Source organism: Salinicola sp. JS01 (assembly GCF_030284585.1).
GTDB lineage: Bacteria > Pseudomonadota > Gammaproteobacteria > Pseudomonadales > Halomonadaceae > Salinicola.
Genome location: NZ_CP127244.1, coordinates 1,973,361 through 1,990,869, shown reverse-complemented (window position 1 = coordinate 1,990,869; position 17,509 = coordinate 1,973,361). Strand labels below are relative to the sequence as shown.

The 17,509-nt window shown below is 54.4% G+C and carries 16 protein-coding genes; 9 read left to right on the top strand and 7 right to left on the bottom strand.

Going from position 1 to position 17,509, the window contains the following annotated elements; all coding sequences use genetic code 11:
- Positions 1–198: 198 nt before the first annotated feature.
- Together QO259_RS09035 and QO259_RS09030 are read right to left on the bottom strand one after the other, a co-directional pair.
- Positions 199–570: a flagellar protein FlaG gene (locus QO259_RS09035; protein ID WP_207035843.1), complete on the bottom strand. Its 372-nt coding sequence runs from the start codon at positions 568–570 to the stop codon at positions 199–201.
- A gap of 87 nt (positions 571–657) precedes the next feature.
- Entirely contained in the window at positions 658–1,254 is a 597-nt protein-coding gene (locus QO259_RS09030) for a bactofilin family protein (RefSeq protein ID WP_285952563.1), read from the bottom strand.
- Between the two features lie 409 nt (positions 1,255–1,663).
- Here QO259_RS09030 and QO259_RS09025 point away from each other — a divergent pair, with 409 nt between their 5' ends.
- The 6 genes from QO259_RS09025 (at position 1,664) to QO259_RS09000 (ending at position 8,112) form a co-directional block, all read left to right on the top strand.
- Positions 1,664–2,194, top strand: a complete 531-nt coding sequence (locus QO259_RS09025) for a bactofilin family protein (RefSeq protein WP_285952562.1) — start codon at positions 1,664–1,666, stop codon at positions 2,192–2,194.
- Positions 2,195–2,538: 344 nt separating this feature from the next.
- Complete coding sequence (locus QO259_RS09020; protein WP_285952561.1) at positions 2,539–3,648, top strand: DegT/DnrJ/EryC1/StrS family aminotransferase; 1,110 nt, start codon at positions 2,539–2,541, stop codon at positions 3,646–3,648.
- Positions 3,645–4,328 carry a WbqC family protein gene (locus QO259_RS09015; protein WP_285952560.1) on the top strand — a complete coding sequence of 228 codons (684 nt, stop codon included), beginning with the start codon at positions 3,645–3,647 and terminating at the stop codon, positions 4,326–4,328. The genes QO259_RS09020 and QO259_RS09015 overlap by 4 nt, the downstream gene beginning before the upstream one ends.
- 67 nt (positions 4,329–4,395) lie before the next feature.
- Positions 4,396–5,571 carry an ATP-grasp domain-containing protein gene (locus QO259_RS09010; protein WP_285952559.1) on the top strand — a complete coding sequence of 392 codons (1,176 nt, stop codon included), beginning with the start codon at positions 4,396–4,398 and terminating at the stop codon, positions 5,569–5,571.
- Positions 5,572–5,605: 34 nt separating this feature from the next.
- Positions 5,606–6,493, top strand: a complete 888-nt coding sequence (locus QO259_RS09005; RefSeq protein WP_285952558.1) for an NAD-dependent epimerase/dehydratase family protein — start codon at positions 5,606–5,608, stop codon at positions 6,491–6,493.
- Positions 6,490–8,112 (top strand): glycosyltransferase family 29 protein, encoded by a 1,623-nt coding sequence (locus tag QO259_RS09000; RefSeq protein WP_285952557.1) that lies wholly within the window; start codon positions 6,490–6,492, stop codon positions 8,110–8,112. Before QO259_RS09005 ends, QO259_RS09000 begins: the two co-directional genes overlap by 4 nt.
- Before the next feature lie 70 nt (positions 8,113–8,182).
- On the opposite strand, the gene QO259_RS08995 is transcribed toward QO259_RS09000, so the two are convergent.
- The 5 genes from QO259_RS08995 to flgA all read right to left on the bottom strand — a co-directional run bounded on the left by QO259_RS08995 (position 8,183) and on the right by flgA (position 15,491).
- On the bottom strand, positions 8,183–12,280 hold the full coding sequence (locus QO259_RS08995) for an O-linked N-acetylglucosamine transferase, SPINDLY family protein (RefSeq protein ID WP_285952556.1): 4,098 nt from the start codon (positions 12,278–12,280) through the stop codon (positions 8,183–8,185).
- Between the two features lie 179 nt (positions 12,281–12,459).
- Positions 12,460–13,362: a flagellin N-terminal helical domain-containing protein gene (locus QO259_RS08990; protein WP_285952555.1), complete on the bottom strand. Its 903-nt coding sequence runs from the start codon at positions 13,360–13,362 to the stop codon at positions 12,460–12,462.
- A gap of 506 nt (positions 13,363–13,868) precedes the next feature.
- Complete coding sequence (locus QO259_RS08985) at positions 13,869–14,321, bottom strand: flagella synthesis protein FlgN (RefSeq protein WP_285952554.1); 453 nt, start codon at positions 14,319–14,321, stop codon at positions 13,869–13,871.
- Between the two features lie 44 nt (positions 14,322–14,365).
- The gene (gene flgM, locus QO259_RS08980) at positions 14,366–14,644 is read right to left on the bottom strand and encodes a flagellar biosynthesis anti-sigma factor FlgM (protein WP_285952553.1); all 279 of its coding nucleotides are present in this window, start codon (positions 14,642–14,644) and stop codon (positions 14,366–14,368) included.
- A 175-nt stretch (positions 14,645–14,819) separates the two neighbouring features.
- Positions 14,820–15,491, bottom strand: a complete 672-nt coding sequence (gene flgA / locus QO259_RS08975) for a flagellar basal body P-ring formation chaperone FlgA (protein WP_285952552.1) — start codon at positions 15,489–15,491, stop codon at positions 14,820–14,822.
- 363 nt (positions 15,492–15,854) lie between these two features.
- Here flgA and flgB point away from each other — a divergent pair, with 363 nt between their 5' ends.
- The 3 genes from flgB (at position 15,855) to QO259_RS08960 (ending at position 17,458) form a co-directional block, all read left to right on the top strand.
- Positions 15,855–16,274 carry a flagellar basal body rod protein FlgB gene (gene flgB, locus QO259_RS08970; RefSeq protein WP_207035818.1) on the top strand — a complete coding sequence of 140 codons (420 nt, stop codon included), beginning with the start codon at positions 15,855–15,857 and terminating at the stop codon, positions 16,272–16,274.
- A 4-nt stretch (positions 16,275–16,278) separates the two neighbouring features.
- A complete protein-coding gene (gene flgC / locus QO259_RS08965; RefSeq protein WP_285952551.1) occupies positions 16,279–16,689 on the top strand; it encodes a flagellar basal body rod protein FlgC in 411 nt (136 codons plus the stop codon).
- A 64-nt stretch (positions 16,690–16,753) separates the two neighbouring features.
- Positions 16,754–17,458 (top strand): flagellar hook assembly protein FlgD, encoded by a 705-nt coding sequence (locus tag QO259_RS08960; protein ID WP_285952550.1) that lies wholly within the window; start codon positions 16,754–16,756, stop codon positions 17,456–17,458.
- Positions 17,459–17,509 lie beyond the last annotated feature (51 nt).

Sequence of the window (17,509 nt, the reverse complement as noted above, 5' to 3'; positions counted from 1 at the left end):
TCCCTACCCATGTCATCATGCATGTCACCACCCATCGCGCCATCATCTCGCCGCTCCCTCGGCCATCAGTCGTGACCTCAGCGTAAGCGCTGTTGCGCGATTCGACGAGTTCGGGACCTTGCGCCGCGGGTTCTATCCCGTGCCCCACGATATCGTGTCGTCTCAGCGAGCCAGCCAGTGACGGGGCTGAACCTGACGTCAGGCCGAGGCGTCTACCAGGCGTCCCTGATCGTCGGCGAAAGCCTGGGCGATGCGCAGCATCTCTTCCGAGGGGATCTGACGGATGACCTCACCGGTGGCTCGGTCGACGACCTGTGTGATCACTTGGCTGTCGAAGTCACTCAGCTCGAAGCGCAGGCCGTACTGATACATCACGGCGTTGAGCTCGTTGATCTGGTCGCTCAAGTAGCCCTTGCCCTTGCGCTCCTCATCGTTAGCGGCTGCACTGGCCTCCTGAGCGAAGGGCAGATTCTGCCGCGCCTGCTGCATCAGGGTATCGAGGCGCTGCTGCGGCGAGCTCCCGGTTCCCAGGTTGAGCGATAGTGTGTTGAGATCGATGGGGCTGGGCATGGCTTGTCACTCCGTTGCGATACTTGGATCAGAGGCCTCTGCTGCCAGCATTCAGCCGCTGTCAGCCATTTTTGTTGAGTGATCGCTTCAATGCCGCGGGTCGCCCAAGCGATGGTCGCCGACATTGATGTTCCCTGACAGGGTCGCGCCCTCGTCACATTGCAAGCGATGCGCCGTGAGCGTGCCTTGCACTCGTGCGCCAGAGACGATCATCGCCGTACCCCGCACACGCTGCTCACCCGATACCTGACCGGCAATGTGCAGCGTGCCAGCACTCAACTGCGGGCCGACCTCGGCCTGTGCGCCGACGACGACGTGGTGTTCATCGGCGGCCAATATGCCGTCGAGCCGGCCCTCGATATGGATCGGTTCGGCGCAGTCGATATCGCCGATCACAGTCATGCTGGACCCGATCAACGTCGCTGCGGCGTGACTCTCGAGGCTGGATGACGAGCCGGCCGGCGCTGGAGACGGGGCGGGCGAAGGGGCAGAGGGCGCTTCCGCTAGGGTCGGCGCTCGATCAGGCTCGGCACGCCCGCTTTCGATCTGGCGCGTCGGTAGCGCTGACGATGTTGCCGCTGACAGCACGTGCCCACGCCGTCGGCGAGCTCGACGGTAGCCATCGACCAGCAGCAGTAAGCAGCAGCTCAGGCCGCCCAGTAGAAGCCACTCTCCCAAATCCATGCTGTCCTCTTCCTGTGCTCGAGACGCGCCTTTATTCGTGTTCGTTCTATAAGCCAAGAGCCGCGACCGTTCGGGCGCCCTCGTCGGCCCCCCGGCGATGGCAAAGTGCAGGGTGGGTTCCGCCCACCATCTTGATCGGAGTACTTGAACCTTGTATCGGCGCTGATAGGCAAATCTGAAGGTGTCCGCGGCGTTCCGGTGGCATGCCGAGACGTTAACCATTGCGCCTGTCGAATCATCAACGTCAGGGTAGTGGCGATCCTCGAAAGGAGTGAGTAGCGCGTCGGGCGGAGCGGGTGATTGAGGTTACCCGTAATCAAGATATCTACACGATCGCCGATGAAGTATTGATTCAGCGTTCGGGCGGCATGCGCCCGGATATCGCCAACCCCTGATCGAGAGCTGTCCGATGTTTCCGAAATCCAGCCAAGCGCTCCGCCAGACCAACTCGAGTGACGCAGCCAGCGCCCCGGTTCGTGGTAACGAGCCTACCCAAACGCTACACGGCATGTCGCGAATTGGCGCCAAGACTACGATTCGTGGCGATGTCAACGGCGACGAGGACCTGCTGATCGAAGGCCGAATCGTCGGTGATGTCAGCTTTCCTCATCATGCGGTGACGGTTGGCAGTGATGGCCAGATAGAGGGTCGCCTGATTGCCCGAGAAATCACGGTGAAAGGGCGAGTCGAAGGGCAGTTGATCGCTGCCGAGCGGATCACCTTGAAAGCCACGGCCGAGGTGCAGGGCGAGCTCTACGCGCCCGGACTGATCCTCGAGGATGGCGCTGCCTTCCACGGCAACATCGATATGAACGCCGAGCACGCCGTGCTGCGCGAGGCGTTTGGCACCGAGCGCCGGGATAGCTCGGCGGTTCCGACAGCTACGGCGCAGAGCGACGAAGAGATTGAGGAGGTCAACGCTGACCGGGCGGCCGAATGAAATCAGGGCACGTATCGAGGCGGCCTGCCCGATGTGGCTGTCGCTCATCATCCGCTTGCCTCTGAAGCCCGCGTATTGAGCGAAACTCTCTGCTCCCCGATAAGCGACGAACTGGAGCGCATAGAGGCACTTATTCGCCGTAACGCTCGTCGCCGATGCGGGCATGCTGTTCTGGTCGAGAGTGTGCCGGCCGGGTTCCATCCCAAGGTGACGTGACGGGCTGTCTCGACCCGAAAGGAACGCCCGACCAAGTTGAGTATCGCTTGGCCTGTTCACGTCATCGGCATTCAGCGGCGATAGGCCCACCATCGTCTACCTTGATGGGTAATCTCAGAAGGTCATCCATGAACGACAAACCCATCTATGTCACCGAGCCCTACCTGCCACCGCTTGACGAGTTCATTCCCTATCTCGAACAGATATGGGCGAGCAAGAAGCTGACCAACAACGGGCCCATGCACCGGCAGCTCGAAGCAGAACTCCGTGATTACCTGGGCGTGCCGGAGATCGCGCTGTTCAACAACGGCACCATTGCGCTGCTTACCGCGCTGCAAGCGCTCAGAATCAGTGGCGAGGTGATCACTACGCCGTTTTCGTTCGTGGCTACCGGACATTCTCTGCTCTGGAACGGCATCACGCCGGTCTTCGTCGATATCGATCCGCAGACGTTCAATCTCGACCCCGAGAAGGTCGAGGCGGCCATCACGCCGCGAACGACCGCGATCATGCCCGTGCACTGTTACGGCAACCCCTGCGATGTCGCAGCGATCCAGGAGATTGCCGATACCTACAACCTCAAGGTGATCTACGACGCCGCGCATGCCTTCGGTGTCGAGGACGAAGGCGGCAGCATTCTGCGTCATGGTGATCTGAGCGCGATCAGCTTCCACGCCACCAAGGTCTTCAACACTTTCGAGGGCGGCGCCATAGTCTGTCCTGATGCCAAGACCAAGCGACATATCGATAACCTCAAGAATTTCGGTATCGTCAACGAGACGACGGTGGTGGCATCGGGCATCAATGGCAAAATGAGCGAGATCAACGCCGCTTTTGGTCTGCTGCAGCTAAAGCATATTCATCAGGCCATAGAAAAACGCAGACTAATTGATGGCCGTTATCGCACAGGTCTGGATAGAATAAAAGGTATTCGGCTGCCAAAGCCTGTGGGGCAGTGTGTTGAAAACTATGCTTATTTTCCCGTGATTATCGAGGATGACTATCCCCTATCAAGAGATGCGCTATACCATATCTTGAAGCAAGCGGATATCCACGCGCGGCGGTATTTTTATCCTCTCATTAATGATCACAGCGTTTACCGAGGAGTTTCACGCAGCGACGGCGTGGAAAATGCAAAAGCAATATCCGAAAGGGTCTTGTGTCTTCCTGTTTTTACTGAACTGCCTTTGGAAGCTGTTGATTTCATTGTCTCTGTTATCGGTATGGGTGCTCGATGAATGTTCGAAACGCCAACGATAGCTTGGCTATTATGCAGCCTTATTTTTTCCCTTATCTTGGTTATTACAGCTTAGCAATGGTGGCGAAAGAGTTCGTCTTCTTTGATGACGTACAGTATATAAAGAAAGGCTGGATAAATAAGAACGTGCTTGACAATGGTGCTTCTATCATTGTTCCTCTGCAAAAAGCGTCTATCAACAAAAAAATTTGCGACATCAAACTGCTTGACGACATTCGATGGAAGCAGAAGTTGCTGAATAGTGTATGGCATTGTTATAGGGGGGCGCCCTATTTTGATAGAGCTTACTCACTTGTCAGCGAAGTGCTGGAGCAGCCCCACGAAACGGCGGCCGACATCGCTATAGATTCTATCGTGCGTACGTGTCAATACCTGAATATGAATTTGGATTGGGAAAAGTCTTCAGAGTCGTTCTCAGCCACTTGTACATTGCGAAAAGAGCATCGTATTCAAGCTATTTTGGAAGCTAAGGGAATGTCTCGCTATTATAATCTTATGGGTGGGCAAGCTATTTACAGTAAGGCTGATTTCAAAGTTCAGGGCTATGATTTGTATTTTGTCAACAACCCGAGTGCATTAAAGGTTTCCATCATAGACTACTTAATGAAATTGCCTCCCGATGATATTTTGTGCGTAATTAATGATTTCGAGTTGGTCTAAAGGGTACACTATGAGCGATAAATGGGAGCCCGTAAAGCGAATTCTTTTGTTGGGTGGAAACCACCTGATGACGTCGCTCGTTGAAGAATGTCGGTCCATCGGCCTAGAAGTTCACGTTACTGATAATGCTGTTGACTCTCCAGCGAAAAAAGCTTCCGATCAAGGTCATGATATCAGTGTGTTTGACGTTCCTGCAATATTGAAGCTAATTCGCGAACATAAAATTAATGGTGTTCTCTGCGGTTTTGTGGATTCTCTGTTGCCTAGTTACTATGAGATCTGCAGGTATGCGAATTTACCGTGCTATATTTCGGATGCCCGGCAAATAGCCATCACAACCAATAAGACCAAGTTGAAAAAAGAGTTATCCAATTTTTCAATACCTGTCTTGAAAAGTTATGATGATGCCGTTCCGGCAGAAGAGTTTCCTGTGATCGTCAAGCCTACCGATAACAGTGGCAGTCGGGGCATAAAGATCTGTGAGTGTCAGGATCAACTTGCGTCCTTGAAAGAATCGGCAAGGCAATATTCAAGCTCTGGCGAAGTGTTGGTCGAAAGAATGTTAACAGCGCCTGAAGCAACAGCTTTTTACTACGTCCGGGATGGCGAAATATCGTTTCTTGGGGTTGCTGACAGAGAGGTAAAGCCAATGGCGCAAGGAGAACTTCCCTTACCCGTGCTGTACCGTTTTCCTTCGCAGAATGAATCAGCGTATGTCTGTCAACTCGATGAAAAAGTCAGAAGGCTAATCAAGCATTTAGACATCGGCAATGGTTTGGTCTACATGCAAATGTTCTTTGCTTCTGACATATTTTGGGTTTATGAGTTTTCATTCAGGTTAACCGGTAGTCTTGAGTATAAAATTTTCGAGAAAAAGAAAGGGTTGAATGCTGCTAAAGAGCTGGCTGCATTTGCGGTAGGGTTGAGCAGCCAAGAAATGAGCCCCTCTCACTCACATTCAACAGGCTATAATCTAACGATCTCTTGTGCACAAAAAGACAGTATTGCTAGATTGGAAGGTGTTGATAGGATTGCTAATCACTCAGATGTCATTTATTGCCATGTAAGCCATGGAGAAAAGGGGAGAAAAGTGACCGAGCCTGCCACGCTGGGGTTGGTTGTATGCCGTGTGTTTTTCTTTGCCCAGTCTAAAAGGCAGTTTAAGGAGATCGTTTCATATGTGAAGAGAAACTTTAAAATTATTGCCAATGACGGTTCGGAAGTGCCATTTCATACTGTTTAAACGTAATTAGATAAAATGCTTATGGGGAATAGGTATGGTTTTTCTTATAACGGGAGCCTCTGGCATCTTGGCTCAAGCATTGATTCAACGTCTGAGCGGCTTGGGTCATGTGGTACATTCTTTTTCTCGTTCTCCAGATCTAATCAATGGAATGGAAGAAGACGGAGGTATCGAGAATAGCCGACTTGAGGATTTTCAAGAGGTTGTAGATTGTGTCATACATTGTGCGTTTACGAGAAGCGAATCGCTCGTGGCGCTTACGGAGTCGCTGGCTTGGACCCAAGAAGTGGCATCGTTCTGCGAGAAGCACTCTGTTCCCAAAGTAATCAATATATCGTCGCAAAGTGTTTATCCAAATAATCTGCATGGCCAACTGATTAGCGAAAAAACACCAGTTTCACCATCTACTCGTTACGGCTTGGCAAAATACGCATCTGAGTTAATATTCAATCGCCTCAGCCACCTGACAGTCGTGAATATACGTCTAGCAAGTTTGGTTGGCAAGGGGATGGAAGCGCGTGCTCTGTATAAAATGACATTGAGCGCATTGCAAGAAGGCAAGTTGCAGATCAGCGGCGGTAAACAATATGTAAGTCTATTGTCAGTAAATGATGCGGCCCAAGGTGTTTTGAATATTGCACTGTCGGAAAAGTCGACGGGGAAAGATACAGTAAATTTGGCCAGCCAAGAGTCACTAACATTGCTGGAAGTTGCTGGTCTTATCGATTCGCAAGTCCAGGCAATTGGCCGAGCACCGGTTGCGATAGAGACCAAAGCGATTGAAGAAGATGGTTTGCCGTCGCTGAAGCTTAGTTGTTTTAAACTCGAGGCAGTTTACGGTCTCAAGATTTCTGATAGTGTCGACAATGCTATTGCAGATATTGTGGCGAACTTCAAGGCGGCTAGCGAAGCGTCAGCATGATTATAAAGAGAAAGAAGCAGCCGTTTTCAAACGGCGTCTACGTGCGCGTTTGTAATGATCTTTTTACCACGGTGACCGAGCGTCAAATTGAGAGAGTCGTGGCCGTTGTGGCGCAGGACTTAGATAAGGGGCGTCGCGTGACCGTCGCTTCTTATGATTGGCGTATAGTACTGACACTGAAATTGCGATGTCCGATAGTTTTTACTATTCTGCTCTTGCCAGATTTGGTTTTCTACTCGCCTCGAAAATTAGTAGTTGATAAATTTTATAAAAAATATGCTAGGAAATATTTTTTCCACCAGAGCTTCTACGGAAAAGACTGTGATTGGTTTTTTACGTACAATCCCAAAAAATATTTTTTGAATTTGAGTTTATTGCGAAAGGCGACTGGGGCCGATTGGGTAAAGGTAACGAAAAGTACTAGAAAGACCGTTTTAGGTAAAAGCTTTCATGATATGGGGTGTCTGTTTCACAGTTATGCGCAGTATTCTTTGCTTTCAAAAACGCGCAAGTGGCCAACGTGGAATTATAAGTTTAAAAGCCACATAGTGAGCTTAGCTGATTATTTCCAGATAGCCGACAAGGTAAACAATCTAGACGGTCAGCGCTACTTGCTAGCCATCGAAAATTTAGCATTACGCGCAGAGATGGAGTGCTCAAACGATCATCGTAAGGGTATCGAGTTTTTTTACGATGGAGTGACGGAGTTAGGGGAGCCTCCGGGACTAGCCAGCTTTAAGTCACTCTGGCATCTTCCTGTGGCTTTGAATAAGTTGTCAGATATTTACGCCGCTACCGGCAGAGTAAAAGACTATCTCGTCTGTAAGAAAATGCAGCTTGGACAGCAGCTAGGCATCCCCTCTACCAGTGCCAAGATTTTATCGGACGGAGAACTCCTGGACGCTTTCTCCTCTTATCTTCAACGAGAGATATCGAGCTTCAAGAAGCGTAACCAAAAGGATCAAGAATTCTCGGATCTTGTCAAAGACTCATCTGTGGCCATAGTCGGTCCTGCTCCGGCTACACATGAAAACGGTGAGGAAATAGATGCTCACGATAATGTCGTTCGCTTCCGTTTCCCAGATATTGCTGCTGACGAAGTTCCTTATATTGGTAGTAAAACGACTATTTTAAATACTTCTCTGGCATTTTCTAGAAAAGCTTCTGGTCGGATTGGCTATAACGAGGATTTTTTTGTTACCTACCAGTCGGCGCTGCCTCATTGTAACGTCAATGAAAGATCGCGGGTTCTGTTTGAAGTGGGTAATAATTTGTTGACAATGCCGCCGGCAGTGCCGCGTGTATTGATCGATATTCTCTATTTTTCCCCAGCCAAAATAAAGATTTACAGTTCCACAATGATGATGGACGTTTCAGGTTCTTCGCATAGGGAAAGCTATCTGAGGAGCGTGGTCAATTCAAGTAGTATTGCCTACGAGTCCTCATTCAAGCAGAAACGCCTGGCAGGCTTTTATCATGACCATGTGGTGCATTTTTTTATGATGAAGTCAATGTTTTTGAGTGGCTTCTTCGAAGTGGACGACAACCTTTTGGAAGTGATTTCGATGGATGCAGAAAGCTATCTTCATCATCTGCTAGGGAGCACGATTATTAAGTAAGAGGCGTAGGATGATAGAAGATGCCCCACATGCTTATGTGGGGCATATGATACTCAAGTTAAAATCACTTTTAGAAATTGGAAAGATAGTCGGCGTAGCTCTTTAGTGTCTTGTTGATGGCGGTGTCAGTTGATATCAGAGACTCCTGAAGGCGTTTGCGCAGGGCAAGACCGACACTTTCGCTCACATCAGGATTTTTGTTATAAATTTCATCGATTGTCTTGCCCTCGTAAATTAGAATATTTTCGCCGTCCACGAGAAGTTCTTGTGTGCGTTGGTTGACGTTGGAAATTACTGCGCAACCTGCGGCTCCGGCCGTGCGTAGACGTTCATGTAATAAGTCATGATACGTTGGGAAGACGCTCAGCACGTAACGAGCCCGAGCGTAGAGTCCTTTGAGCTGATCAAATGGCTGTGTGCCAATGAACTGCCAGTGAGCAGTTCTATTGCGCCCCACACAAGATTCAAGCAGGCTTCTCTCTCTTTCACTGGCAAGAACGACAATGTTTATGTCGGTCTGGGTGTGGGCGAGGAATCGTAGTGCTTCTCGCCGCTTATTTCCTCTGATTACATTGTCAATTTGGCCTAGCAGCTGGATCAACTTGTAATCTTCTGGGCGCCAAGGAAACTCTACGTTCCAAGAGTACCCAAAAATTTGCTGATATGTCTCTCGAAATGTCGATAGCAGAGATTGCGAGAAGTCGGAAAATCTCTCCATGACCTCTTCCACGAGCCTGATATAGTTAGCGCCATAGTTTTTCGCTGTCTCTAGCAATTGATCATAATTTTCCTCTGCCTGAACAGCATAGGCAAAATTCATAGGGACCAGAATGTCTATATCGCGCTGATGGTGGGGACGCTCGCAGCCTGGGTATTCCTGACTTGCGGATTCCAGGCGTTCACGATTGATGAACTGTAGATCGGGGCGTAAAAATGAGAGCTCCTCTCCCAGAGAACCGCGTGCCAAAAACAGTCCCTTAGAAAATGCGTTCTGTACTCTGTCTAGCATGAAATCGGCGTAGGGATGATCACTTATGGTTCCGATGATTGGACATTCAAAAGTTTGGAATAAATTGGATTTTCCGTAGCCGCTAGCACTGATCGACGTATCGTAAAAACGGTTGCCACCTAACATTACATGGGTTCTTGAAGCGGCAGTTTCGATCAATGTTTTTGGAGTGGCTTCATTAGAAGCTAGCCATCGAACTTTGCAACCACCGGTCTCTAAAATGCGGTAAATATTGTAAAGTCCGCTGCGGATCAAGCCGTGATTAGCCGCGTTTCCCGTATCTACAAAGCATATTGTCTTGCTGGAAAGACTTCTTTTTAATTTCTCAATTATGGCGATGCGCGAGTCGCCGAACTCCGCTGTCTCAACCTGCAAGGGTGTAAGTATGTTGCATACGGGTGGCTGCACCCAAACGTGATTAACAAGATAGCTATTAGCCAAGCCATAATTAACTTGCTTTAGCAAGCTGCCGCTCGCATCCTTGAATCCATAGATGACGTGCAGTAGGAAAGCCAGCTTGATTCGCTGGCTATCGCTCAGACTGGTCATGCGTGTATGGTCGGGTAGCAATAGCGCTTGGGCGGACCATAGTTCGGAGGCGACCGCGTCAGCGGTGATCTCATCCATGGGCAGAGCGCTGCGATGTTGCTGATCGTGCAGGTGATAGAGGCGGAAGCCGTGCTCCTTGGCCCAGCGCTGAACTTCGCCGAGGTCGGGCTGGCGCTCGTGGGTCGGCTGGAAGGCGATCTTGACCTGAATCAGCATCGCCGTGGCTAGCGACCGACTGCCATGGCTCAGAATGTCGGCAGCATCACTGGTATCGTCCAGCACCAGCCAGTCCAGAGCCGGCAAGCCCTCAATGCTGTCCAGAGCGAGGGTATCGAACGCGCTGGGCTCGGCTGCTGCCTGCACCTGTCGCTGCTCGCGCTGGCTATCCGCTGGCAATGGGCTCGGCGCATTGGGACTTGGCGTGAACAGTGTTGCCGGTGAGCCCGTGCCCAGGCCATGGCCGGCATAGTAATGTACGTGCTCGGCCCGACTCATGGGGTGATGAGCCGCATCCGCTGACGGATCGAACACGATCAATTCGAGGCGTTCGTCTCGCAGCAGTTTCTCGACGTTCTCATCGTTTAGTAGCTGGCCACCGTTGTCGATGGCGATGATCGGCTCCTCGAGCGGCCAGCCGAAGCCATCATCCGTCTCGAGTATGGGCGGGCGGGGCACTTCCACCGGCTCGTCGCGATCCTCGAAATAAGCGCGTCCATGGCCATCGAAGGTGAGGGCGGCCGGCTCTGCGTTTTCGCAATAGCGCTGCCAGACGGCTCTCAGTGCCTTGCGCAGATGGCGACCGAACTTGGGCGCGTCGCAGATCGGAGAGTGTTCGAGATAAGTTCTCAGCGCCGCGCGGATCACCGCCAGGCTCGGCAGATCGGACGCGAGTTCGACCACTCGCTCGCGGAAAGCTTCCCAGCTATCCGTGACCAGTTCCGGCATACCGGTATTCGACAGGTGCGTGGCGCTGTGCCGTCCGGCAAAGGTCGGCCCGATATGCGTGACTACGGGGACGCCCATCAGCAGGGCTTCACAGGTCGTCAATCCACCTGAGTAGGGCCAAGTATCCAGGGCGATATCTACGCGGTTGTAACTTCCGAGTAGCTCCTTGTGGTCGGAGGGACCTTCTAGCGTTACTCGGTCTCTGTTGATGCCGTGACGCTCAAGGGTCGAAATCACTCGCTCGCAGACTCTATGGCTGCTGTATTGTCCACCCTTCATAAAAAGGCGGCTGCCGGGTACCCGATGCATCACCTTTGCCCATTCGGCCAGCAATACATCGTTGACCTTGGCAGGGTTGTTGAAGCAGCCGAAGGTTACGTAACCGTTGCTGATGGCCGGCAGCGATGTGATCGCGGGGGTATAGGCGGGCGGCGTATAGCAGATGTAGTCGTTGGGCAGCCGGATCAGCTTCTCGGTATAGAGGTGATCTACCCCGGGCGGCGTTTCATAACAGTCGCTCAAGAAATAGTCGAATGCCTCGATGCCCATGCTGCTGATCTGTGAACCGACCCATTTAACGATGATCGGCGCTGGCTTCATATCGATGACGGGTAACCGGCTCTGAGCGCCGTGGCCGGCCATGTCGATCAGAATATCGATATCGTCGGCAAAAATTCTATCGGCAAGCTGTTGGTGATCCAGGTGATAGCAGGGTATCCAGTGACAAACCTGTTTGATTTTCTCTGCAATCGGATCGTGAGAGTCGTTGTCGGTGTACGCGTAAAGTTCGATATCGCTGGGCAAATTCGCTAGCGCGCTACTGCTCATCCAGCCGACAGGGTGAGAGCGAAAATTGCTCGAAAGAAGACCTACCTTGAGATTGCGCGACAGGGTGAGGTCCTTGCCGTCATGTGAGAACTGGGTGTCAGGTTTGAACCTATCGCGCCAGGCTCTGGATTTCTCGAGAATATCCGTGGCGGATGCCGCAGGGTCGTAATGGTCGTTGATCAGATCGTTGGAATAAGCGGTATAGTACTGCGGGCTCAGCCGGAGGGCCTCGCCATAATAATGCCGCGCGCTCTCGAAGTCGGCCATATCCTTGTGATAATTGCCGAGCGTGTTGAGCACCTCGGGGTTTTCTGGCTGGAGCGAATGCAGTTTCTCCAGCATTTCCAGACCTTCTCGAAACCGAAATCGCTCCGAAGCAATGGTAATGCGTATGGTCAGTATTTCAGCAGCGGGGTGCCCAGCCTTTTCGGCCTCGACCAAGCTTTCTTCCGCGAGGTCATAATCGCCACTATTGTAGAGCATGGTTGCCATATTGAAATGTGCCTGGGCGGCTTGGTCGTCCAATTCCAGGCCGAGGCGCTGCAATTCCAATGCTTGCTGCTTTTGCCCCTGGCTGAAGTATGCTCGCGACAGCGCCATCAGCACCAATGGATCGTCGGGAGTCAGCGCCTTAGCTCTCTCCAAGGAGGCGGTCGCGGCCGCGACGTCGCCGAGGTAGAGCTGAGAATTCCCAAGCGCTTTCCAGCCGAAGGCATCCTGCGGGAAGCGCCTTGTCAGGCTTAAGGCATCTTTCTTGGCTTGCTGATAGTCACCGCGCCGATAGAGGTCCATGAATCGCTTTTGTAGTGGGGCGGGGACGTTTTGGCTATGACTCATGAGCAGCAAAGCTCCGACAGAAGGTGAGAAGTCTTTCAAGCTTCTCATGTCTCGAGCAGTGCGAAGCGGCGAATAGTTGGCCTTGGTGGTGCCATTCTCGGTCGCGGGCTCTGGTGTGGCGTATAGGCAACGAAAAAGGCCGGCAAGATGCCGGCCTTCCATCACTCCCTGGGGAGGGATTAACGCAGCAGCGAGAGAACCGTCTGCGGGGTCTGGTTCGCCTGGGACAGAACCGAGGTGCCAGCCTGCTGCAGGATCTGCGCGCGGGTCATGTTCGACACTTCGGTGGCGTAGTCGGCATCTTCGATGCGCGAACGAGCTGCCGACAGGTTGGTCGAGGTGGTGGTGATGTTGTCGATAGCGGTTTCGAAACGGTTCTGGACCGCACCGAGGTTGCTGCGCTCGCTGTCGACGTTGTTGAGCTTGTTGTCGAGAACGGCAAGCGCGTCGTCCGAGAGTACATCGAAGCCGGAGGTCTGGACGGTACGCGCGGAGCCGTTGACGGTAGTCTGGGTAACAGCGGTTGCGCCGTCGGTGGTGTACATGTTCCAGCCGCTACCAGAGGTAGCCGTACCGGATGCTTGTGCGCCACCGATGTTGATGCTGATGGTTTCGTTGTCGTTGGCACCGACCTGAACGCTGAACGAGGTTCCGGTTGTGCCGGCTGCCTCGAAGACGTTGGTGCCGTTGAAAGAGCTTTGGGTGGTGACGCGGTTGATCTCTTCCAGACGCTGGTTGACTTCCTTCTGGATGGAATCGATGTCGTCGGCGCTGTTGGTACCGTTCTGAGCCTGAACGGTCAGTTCACGGATGCGCTGCAGGTTGTCGTTGACCTGGTCAAGGGCGCCTTCGGCAGTCTGCGACAGCGAGATACCGTCGTTGGCGTTACGGCTAGCCTGGTTCAGACCGGTGATCTGGCTGCTCATGCGGTTGGCGATGGCCTGACCGGCGGCGTCGTCCTTGGCACTGTTGATACGCAGGCCGGAGGAGAGACGCTCCATGGCGGTCGAGAGCTGGCTCTGCGACTTGTTCAGGTTGTTCTGACCGATCAGCGCGGTGATGTTGGTATTGATAACTGCCATTGTCGTATTCCTTTCTCATAGTGAGAGGGCGATTTGGGCCTGATCCGCAGAACGTCGAATGGCTGTCGGATCCTGCTGCAACGGCCCCTTGGCCGTTGTCCCATTTATCGGCGCTACTCCGGGGAGCTTTAGAAAAAGATTTGCGGTTTTTGTGAAAAAATGTGTCGAGGCCCATGTGGCGCAGGGTGATGCGGTTCTAGTCGGGGCCTCGTGTGAGTCTCCTGCGAAAACAGTCGCTTGCCAGCAATGCGGCGAGGCAAGCTCCACCGCCGACATCCTTGTTGCGGGGTATTCCGCTGCAAGAGAGGGCATGTTTCGCTGGCGTGGTAGCGCGTGTTTCGCTGGAGGAATAGAAGGGGCAATAGGGGATAAAGACAGGAGTTCGAACGCCACTAGTGAACAGCAAGTGTGACAATGTGCGTGATTCAGAGCGGCTCAAAAGACGAAAGTCATAGGAAATGGGCACCCAGACTGCCGTCAAAAGGAATATGGCAAGCGGCAATAGATCAGGCGTGGGAACTGATACCACTGAAGTTCTTGGGCTTGGCCTGGCCGTTGCGGCCATAGACGCTGCCACCCACGGCACGCTCGAGAAAATCGATCGCGCGCTGGTTGTGCTCCATGCGCTGGGAGATGACAAAGCCATTGAGACGGTTCATCTGCTTCAGGCGATCCGCCTGCTGGCGAATCTGCCCCCAGAGCTGATTGGCGTCGTGAATATCGGCTAGCTGCTCGGCACCGCGGGCGCCATCTCCGAGGCCTTGAGCCTGTTGCGCATCGCGTCGCAGATGCTCGAGCCGCTCCAGTTCGGCAAGTTGAGCTTGCTTGTAGGTAGCGAGCGTGTTGAGAACCTCGCCGTCAGCGCGACCCTCCTTGAGGCACTCCCGTTCTGCCGTCAGCGTCTCGAGAAGCTGTTCGAGCTGATGCAGCTGTTCAGTGAGCAGATCTTTGACGTTCATCTAGGGCTCTCGAAAGGGATATGCCAAATAGGGCGGCTGACTGTTCAGCCGCGCTCGTCGAGCATGTCGCGAACGCTCTGGATCAGACCATCGGCGATCTTGCTGGTATCGAGCTGCAACGAGCCATCGGCGATTGCCTGGCGGATCTCGTCGACCCGGGCTGTGTCGATATCACCGCTGGCGTTCTGGGTGTTGATCTGGCTCAGCGTGGTCTTAGAACCCGCCGGCGTTGCAGCGCTCTCGGCACTCTTGGCGTTGCGCTTCGGGTCGAGGGCGTCGCTCTGCGTCAGGCGCGTCAGCGAGTTTGTCTGGTCGATCTTCATGTTGTCACCTCTGGGCGATGCCCACGGTCATGTGCTGCCGATAGGGTAGGGCCTTGGCCCGCTTGCAAGGATTATCGGCAGCCATGGCCGAAACTGAAAGCCGGCCACGCAGAGTTTTGTCAAAAAAGTTTGCAATTACGTATGCGGATTGTGTCGCCCCAGCCATCGTGCCGCGCTAGAAGTTGACGCGCAGTTGATCGGGACCGATGACCTGGCCCTGCAGGATCTGGTTGCCTTCGGTCTTGAGCCGGATGGTGTTGCCCATGCCGCCATTTTCCAGCGCTTCGACGCTGCGGCTGACGCGGAACCCCGGCCCCTGGGCAACCAGCACCACGGTGTCGCCGCGCTTGACCAGCCAGGGCTGCCTCACCATGGCGTTGGTGAGAGTCGCCCCGGCAGGGATGCGCCGCGTGGCCACTCGCCCGGCCGCGTCGGTCATGGCGCTGAGATAGCCGCGCTGCAGGCGGGTAATATCCGAGGATTGCCATTGCAGTGCCGTGGCGTCGATAGGGTCTCCGGGCTCAAGCGTGCGAGCTGCCACCAGGTGCCTGACGCTCGCCGATACCGTTGCCTGGATGTAACGGGAACGCTCTTCCCCTTGGCAGTTGATCCCGACCGTGACGCGGCCCTGGGGCGTCCCCGGACGCGGCAGGAACGGCTCCGGGGTCGCGCAGGGGCCGAGGCGGGCGGTGTTGTCATGAACTTCGATGCTGACCTGATCACCGAGCGAGCGCGTCTGCGTGAGTAGAAAACGCTTGACGCTGGCAGCCAGCGGGTCGGTGTCCTGCGCCTGCGCAATAGAAGGCAGTGGCAAAAGAGCAAGGCCGAAGAGTGTCAGCAGCAGCATGCCAGCCACGGTCAGCAGCAGTCGACGCAGGCGCGGGCGGCGCGCGAGCCAAGCATCTTTTGGGCCTTCCGATCTAGTCGCTGTCATGGGGTGTATCCCGCTGCAGGCTTGGTGTCGGCATCTGAAAGAACTCGGCCACGAGGTTCGGCTGTCGCACCCGGTCCGTGCGGTTCTTTCCATCATGGAGAGCGATTGTAAAGCGAGGGTGGCGGCGTCATCGGAGGAAATGACGCGCAATTGACGGTCTGTTTACGAGTTTACCATGCGTAACTCACCGCTATTCTCCACCCTGTCCAAGAAAGCAGGCGGCGGCGAGCCCTCATGAGCTCATCTACCGTCCGGCCATATCAGGAGGTCATCGGCATGTTCGACAAGTTGGAGAGTGCGCTGCGTTACCAGCAGGAGGCACTCAACCTGCGCGCCGAGCGACAGAAGGTGCTGGCCAACAACATAGCCAATGCCGACACGCCCAATTTCAAGGCGCGCGACTTCGACTTTCGTGCCGAGCTCGATCGGGTCATGCAGCAGGGGCGTTCGGCAGGCGAGGGCGGTCTCTCGTTGAACCGCACGTCCAGCCGGCATATCGCCGCCGAGGGGCCGCGCTTCTCGGGTGTCGACGACCTGCTTTATCGCGTACCGGACCAGCCTAGCCTCGACGGCAACACCGTCGACATGAACCGCGAGCGTGCCGCTTTCGCCGATAACTCGGTCCGCTACCAGGCGGACGTCACCTTCGTCAGCCGTCGGATCCAGGGGCTGAAGAAAGCGATGCAACCGGAGTAAACCGATGTCGATGTTCAGTGTTTTCGAAATTTCAGGCTCGGCGCTGACGGCCAACTCCCAGCGTATGAACGTGACTGCCAGTAACCTGGCCAATGCAGATAGCGTAGCCGGACCCGACGGTGAGCCTTACCACGCACGCCAGGTCATGTTCCAGGCGCTGGGGCAGTCGGGTGGCAGTCCCGGCGGCGTGCGGGTCAATCGCGTGGTGGAAGATACCACCACACCTTTGCGCCAGGAGTACCGCCCCGGGCATCCGTTGGCAGATGCGCAGGGCTACGTGTCGCTACCCAACGTCGATCCCGTCAACGAGATGGTAGACATGATCTCGGCGTCGCGCTCCTACCAGGCCAACGTCGAGGTGATGAATACCGCCAAGACGTTGATGACCAAGACTCTCACCATCGGCGAAGGCTGAGCCTAAGGCGCAGCCCCAGGTTGCCGCGGCTCCCATCGTGGGGCGGGCGCCAAGGAGAAACGGCATGTCCAGTCCAGTCATCGGCGGCAGCACGCTCGCCAACATCAACGGTACCGCGTCCACGAGTAAGACGGCCGATGCCAATTCGGGCAGCGAGCTCAACGATCGCTTCATGACGCTTCTGGTCACGCAGTTGAAGAATCAGGATCCGACCAATCCGATGGACAACTCGCAGATGACCGCGCAGTTGGCCCAGATCAATACGGTCAGCGGCATCAACAAGCTCAACGACAGCCTCCAGGCGATCACCGAGCAGATCGATGCCGGCAAAGCGCTCCAGGCGACCGCGCTGATCGGCAAGGGTGTCATGGTACCCGGGGATCGGATTCTGGTGGGCAATGCCGATGCCAATAGCGGTGCCGTGGCCACGACGCCGATCGGGGTCGATCTGGATCAGGCCGTCGGTGATCTGCAGATCTCCATCAAAGGCGCCAACGGACAGGTGGTGCGTTCGTTCTCGACCGGCGCGCTGAATGCCGGCGTGCATAGCTTCACCTGGGACGGCAAGCTCGAGGATGGCTCCATGGCCGCCAGCGACAGCACCTATACGGTGGAGATGAAAGTGTTGGATGGCGACAGCAGCACATCGCCCAAGGTTCTCAACTACGCCCTCGTCAACGGTGTGATGCAGGGTGACGACGGCGTGAAGCTGGATCTCGGTTTCAACCGTAGTCCAGTGACGCTGGGCGAAGTCCGTCAGATTCTCTGACCAGCGACGCCAGCACGCTTTTCTCGATACGCATCTCGATCGCCATCCCGG

Bases quoted from the DNA above. Each gene is read 5' to 3' on its own strand.
- QO259_RS08995 (WP_285952556.1), bottom strand. From the start codon at position 12,280: ATGAGTCATAGCCAAAACGTCCCCGCCCCACTACAAAAGCGATTCATG.
- flgC (WP_285952551.1), top strand. From the start codon at position 16,279: ATGTCGATGTTCAGTGTTTTCGAAATTTCAGGCTCGGCGCTGACGGCC.
- QO259_RS09005 (WP_285952558.1), top strand. From the start codon at position 5,606: ATGGTTTTTCTTATAACGGGAGCCTCTGGCATCTTGGCTCAAGCATTG.
- QO259_RS09015 (WP_285952560.1), top strand. From the start codon at position 3,645: ATGAATGTTCGAAACGCCAACGATAGCTTGGCTATTATGCAGCCTTAT.
- QO259_RS08990 (WP_285952555.1), bottom strand. From the start codon at position 13,362: ATGGCAGTTATCAATACCAACATCACCGCGCTGATCGGTCAGAACAAC.
- QO259_RS08985 (WP_285952554.1), bottom strand. From the start codon at position 14,321: ATGAACGTCAAAGATCTGCTCACTGAACAGCTGCATCAGCTCGAACAG.
- QO259_RS09025 (WP_285952562.1), top strand. From the start codon at position 1,664: ATGTTTCCGAAATCCAGCCAAGCGCTCCGCCAGACCAACTCGAGTGAC.
- flgM (WP_285952553.1), bottom strand. From the start codon at position 14,644: ATGAAGATCGACCAGACAAACTCGCTGACGCGCCTGACGCAGAGCGAC.
- flgA (WP_285952552.1), bottom strand. From the start codon at position 15,491: ATGCTGCTGCTGACACTCTTCGGCCTTGCTCTTTTGCCACTGCCTTCT.
- QO259_RS08960 (WP_285952550.1), top strand. From the start codon at position 16,754: ATGTCCAGTCCAGTCATCGGCGGCAGCACGCTCGCCAACATCAACGGT.
- QO259_RS09035 (WP_207035843.1), bottom strand. From the start codon at position 570: ATGCCCAGCCCCATCGATCTCAACACACTATCGCTCAACCTGGGAACC.
- flgB (WP_207035818.1), top strand. From the start codon at position 15,855: ATGTTCGACAAGTTGGAGAGTGCGCTGCGTTACCAGCAGGAGGCACTC.
- QO259_RS09030 (WP_285952563.1), bottom strand. From the start codon at position 1,254: ATGGATTTGGGAGAGTGGCTTCTACTGGGCGGCCTGAGCTGCTGCTTA.
- QO259_RS09000 (WP_285952557.1), top strand. From the start codon at position 6,490: ATGATTATAAAGAGAAAGAAGCAGCCGTTTTCAAACGGCGTCTACGTG.
- QO259_RS09020 (WP_285952561.1), top strand. From the start codon at position 2,539: ATGAACGACAAACCCATCTATGTCACCGAGCCCTACCTGCCACCGCTT.
- QO259_RS09010 (WP_285952559.1), top strand. From the start codon at position 4,396: ATGACGTCGCTCGTTGAAGAATGTCGGTCCATCGGCCTAGAAGTTCAC.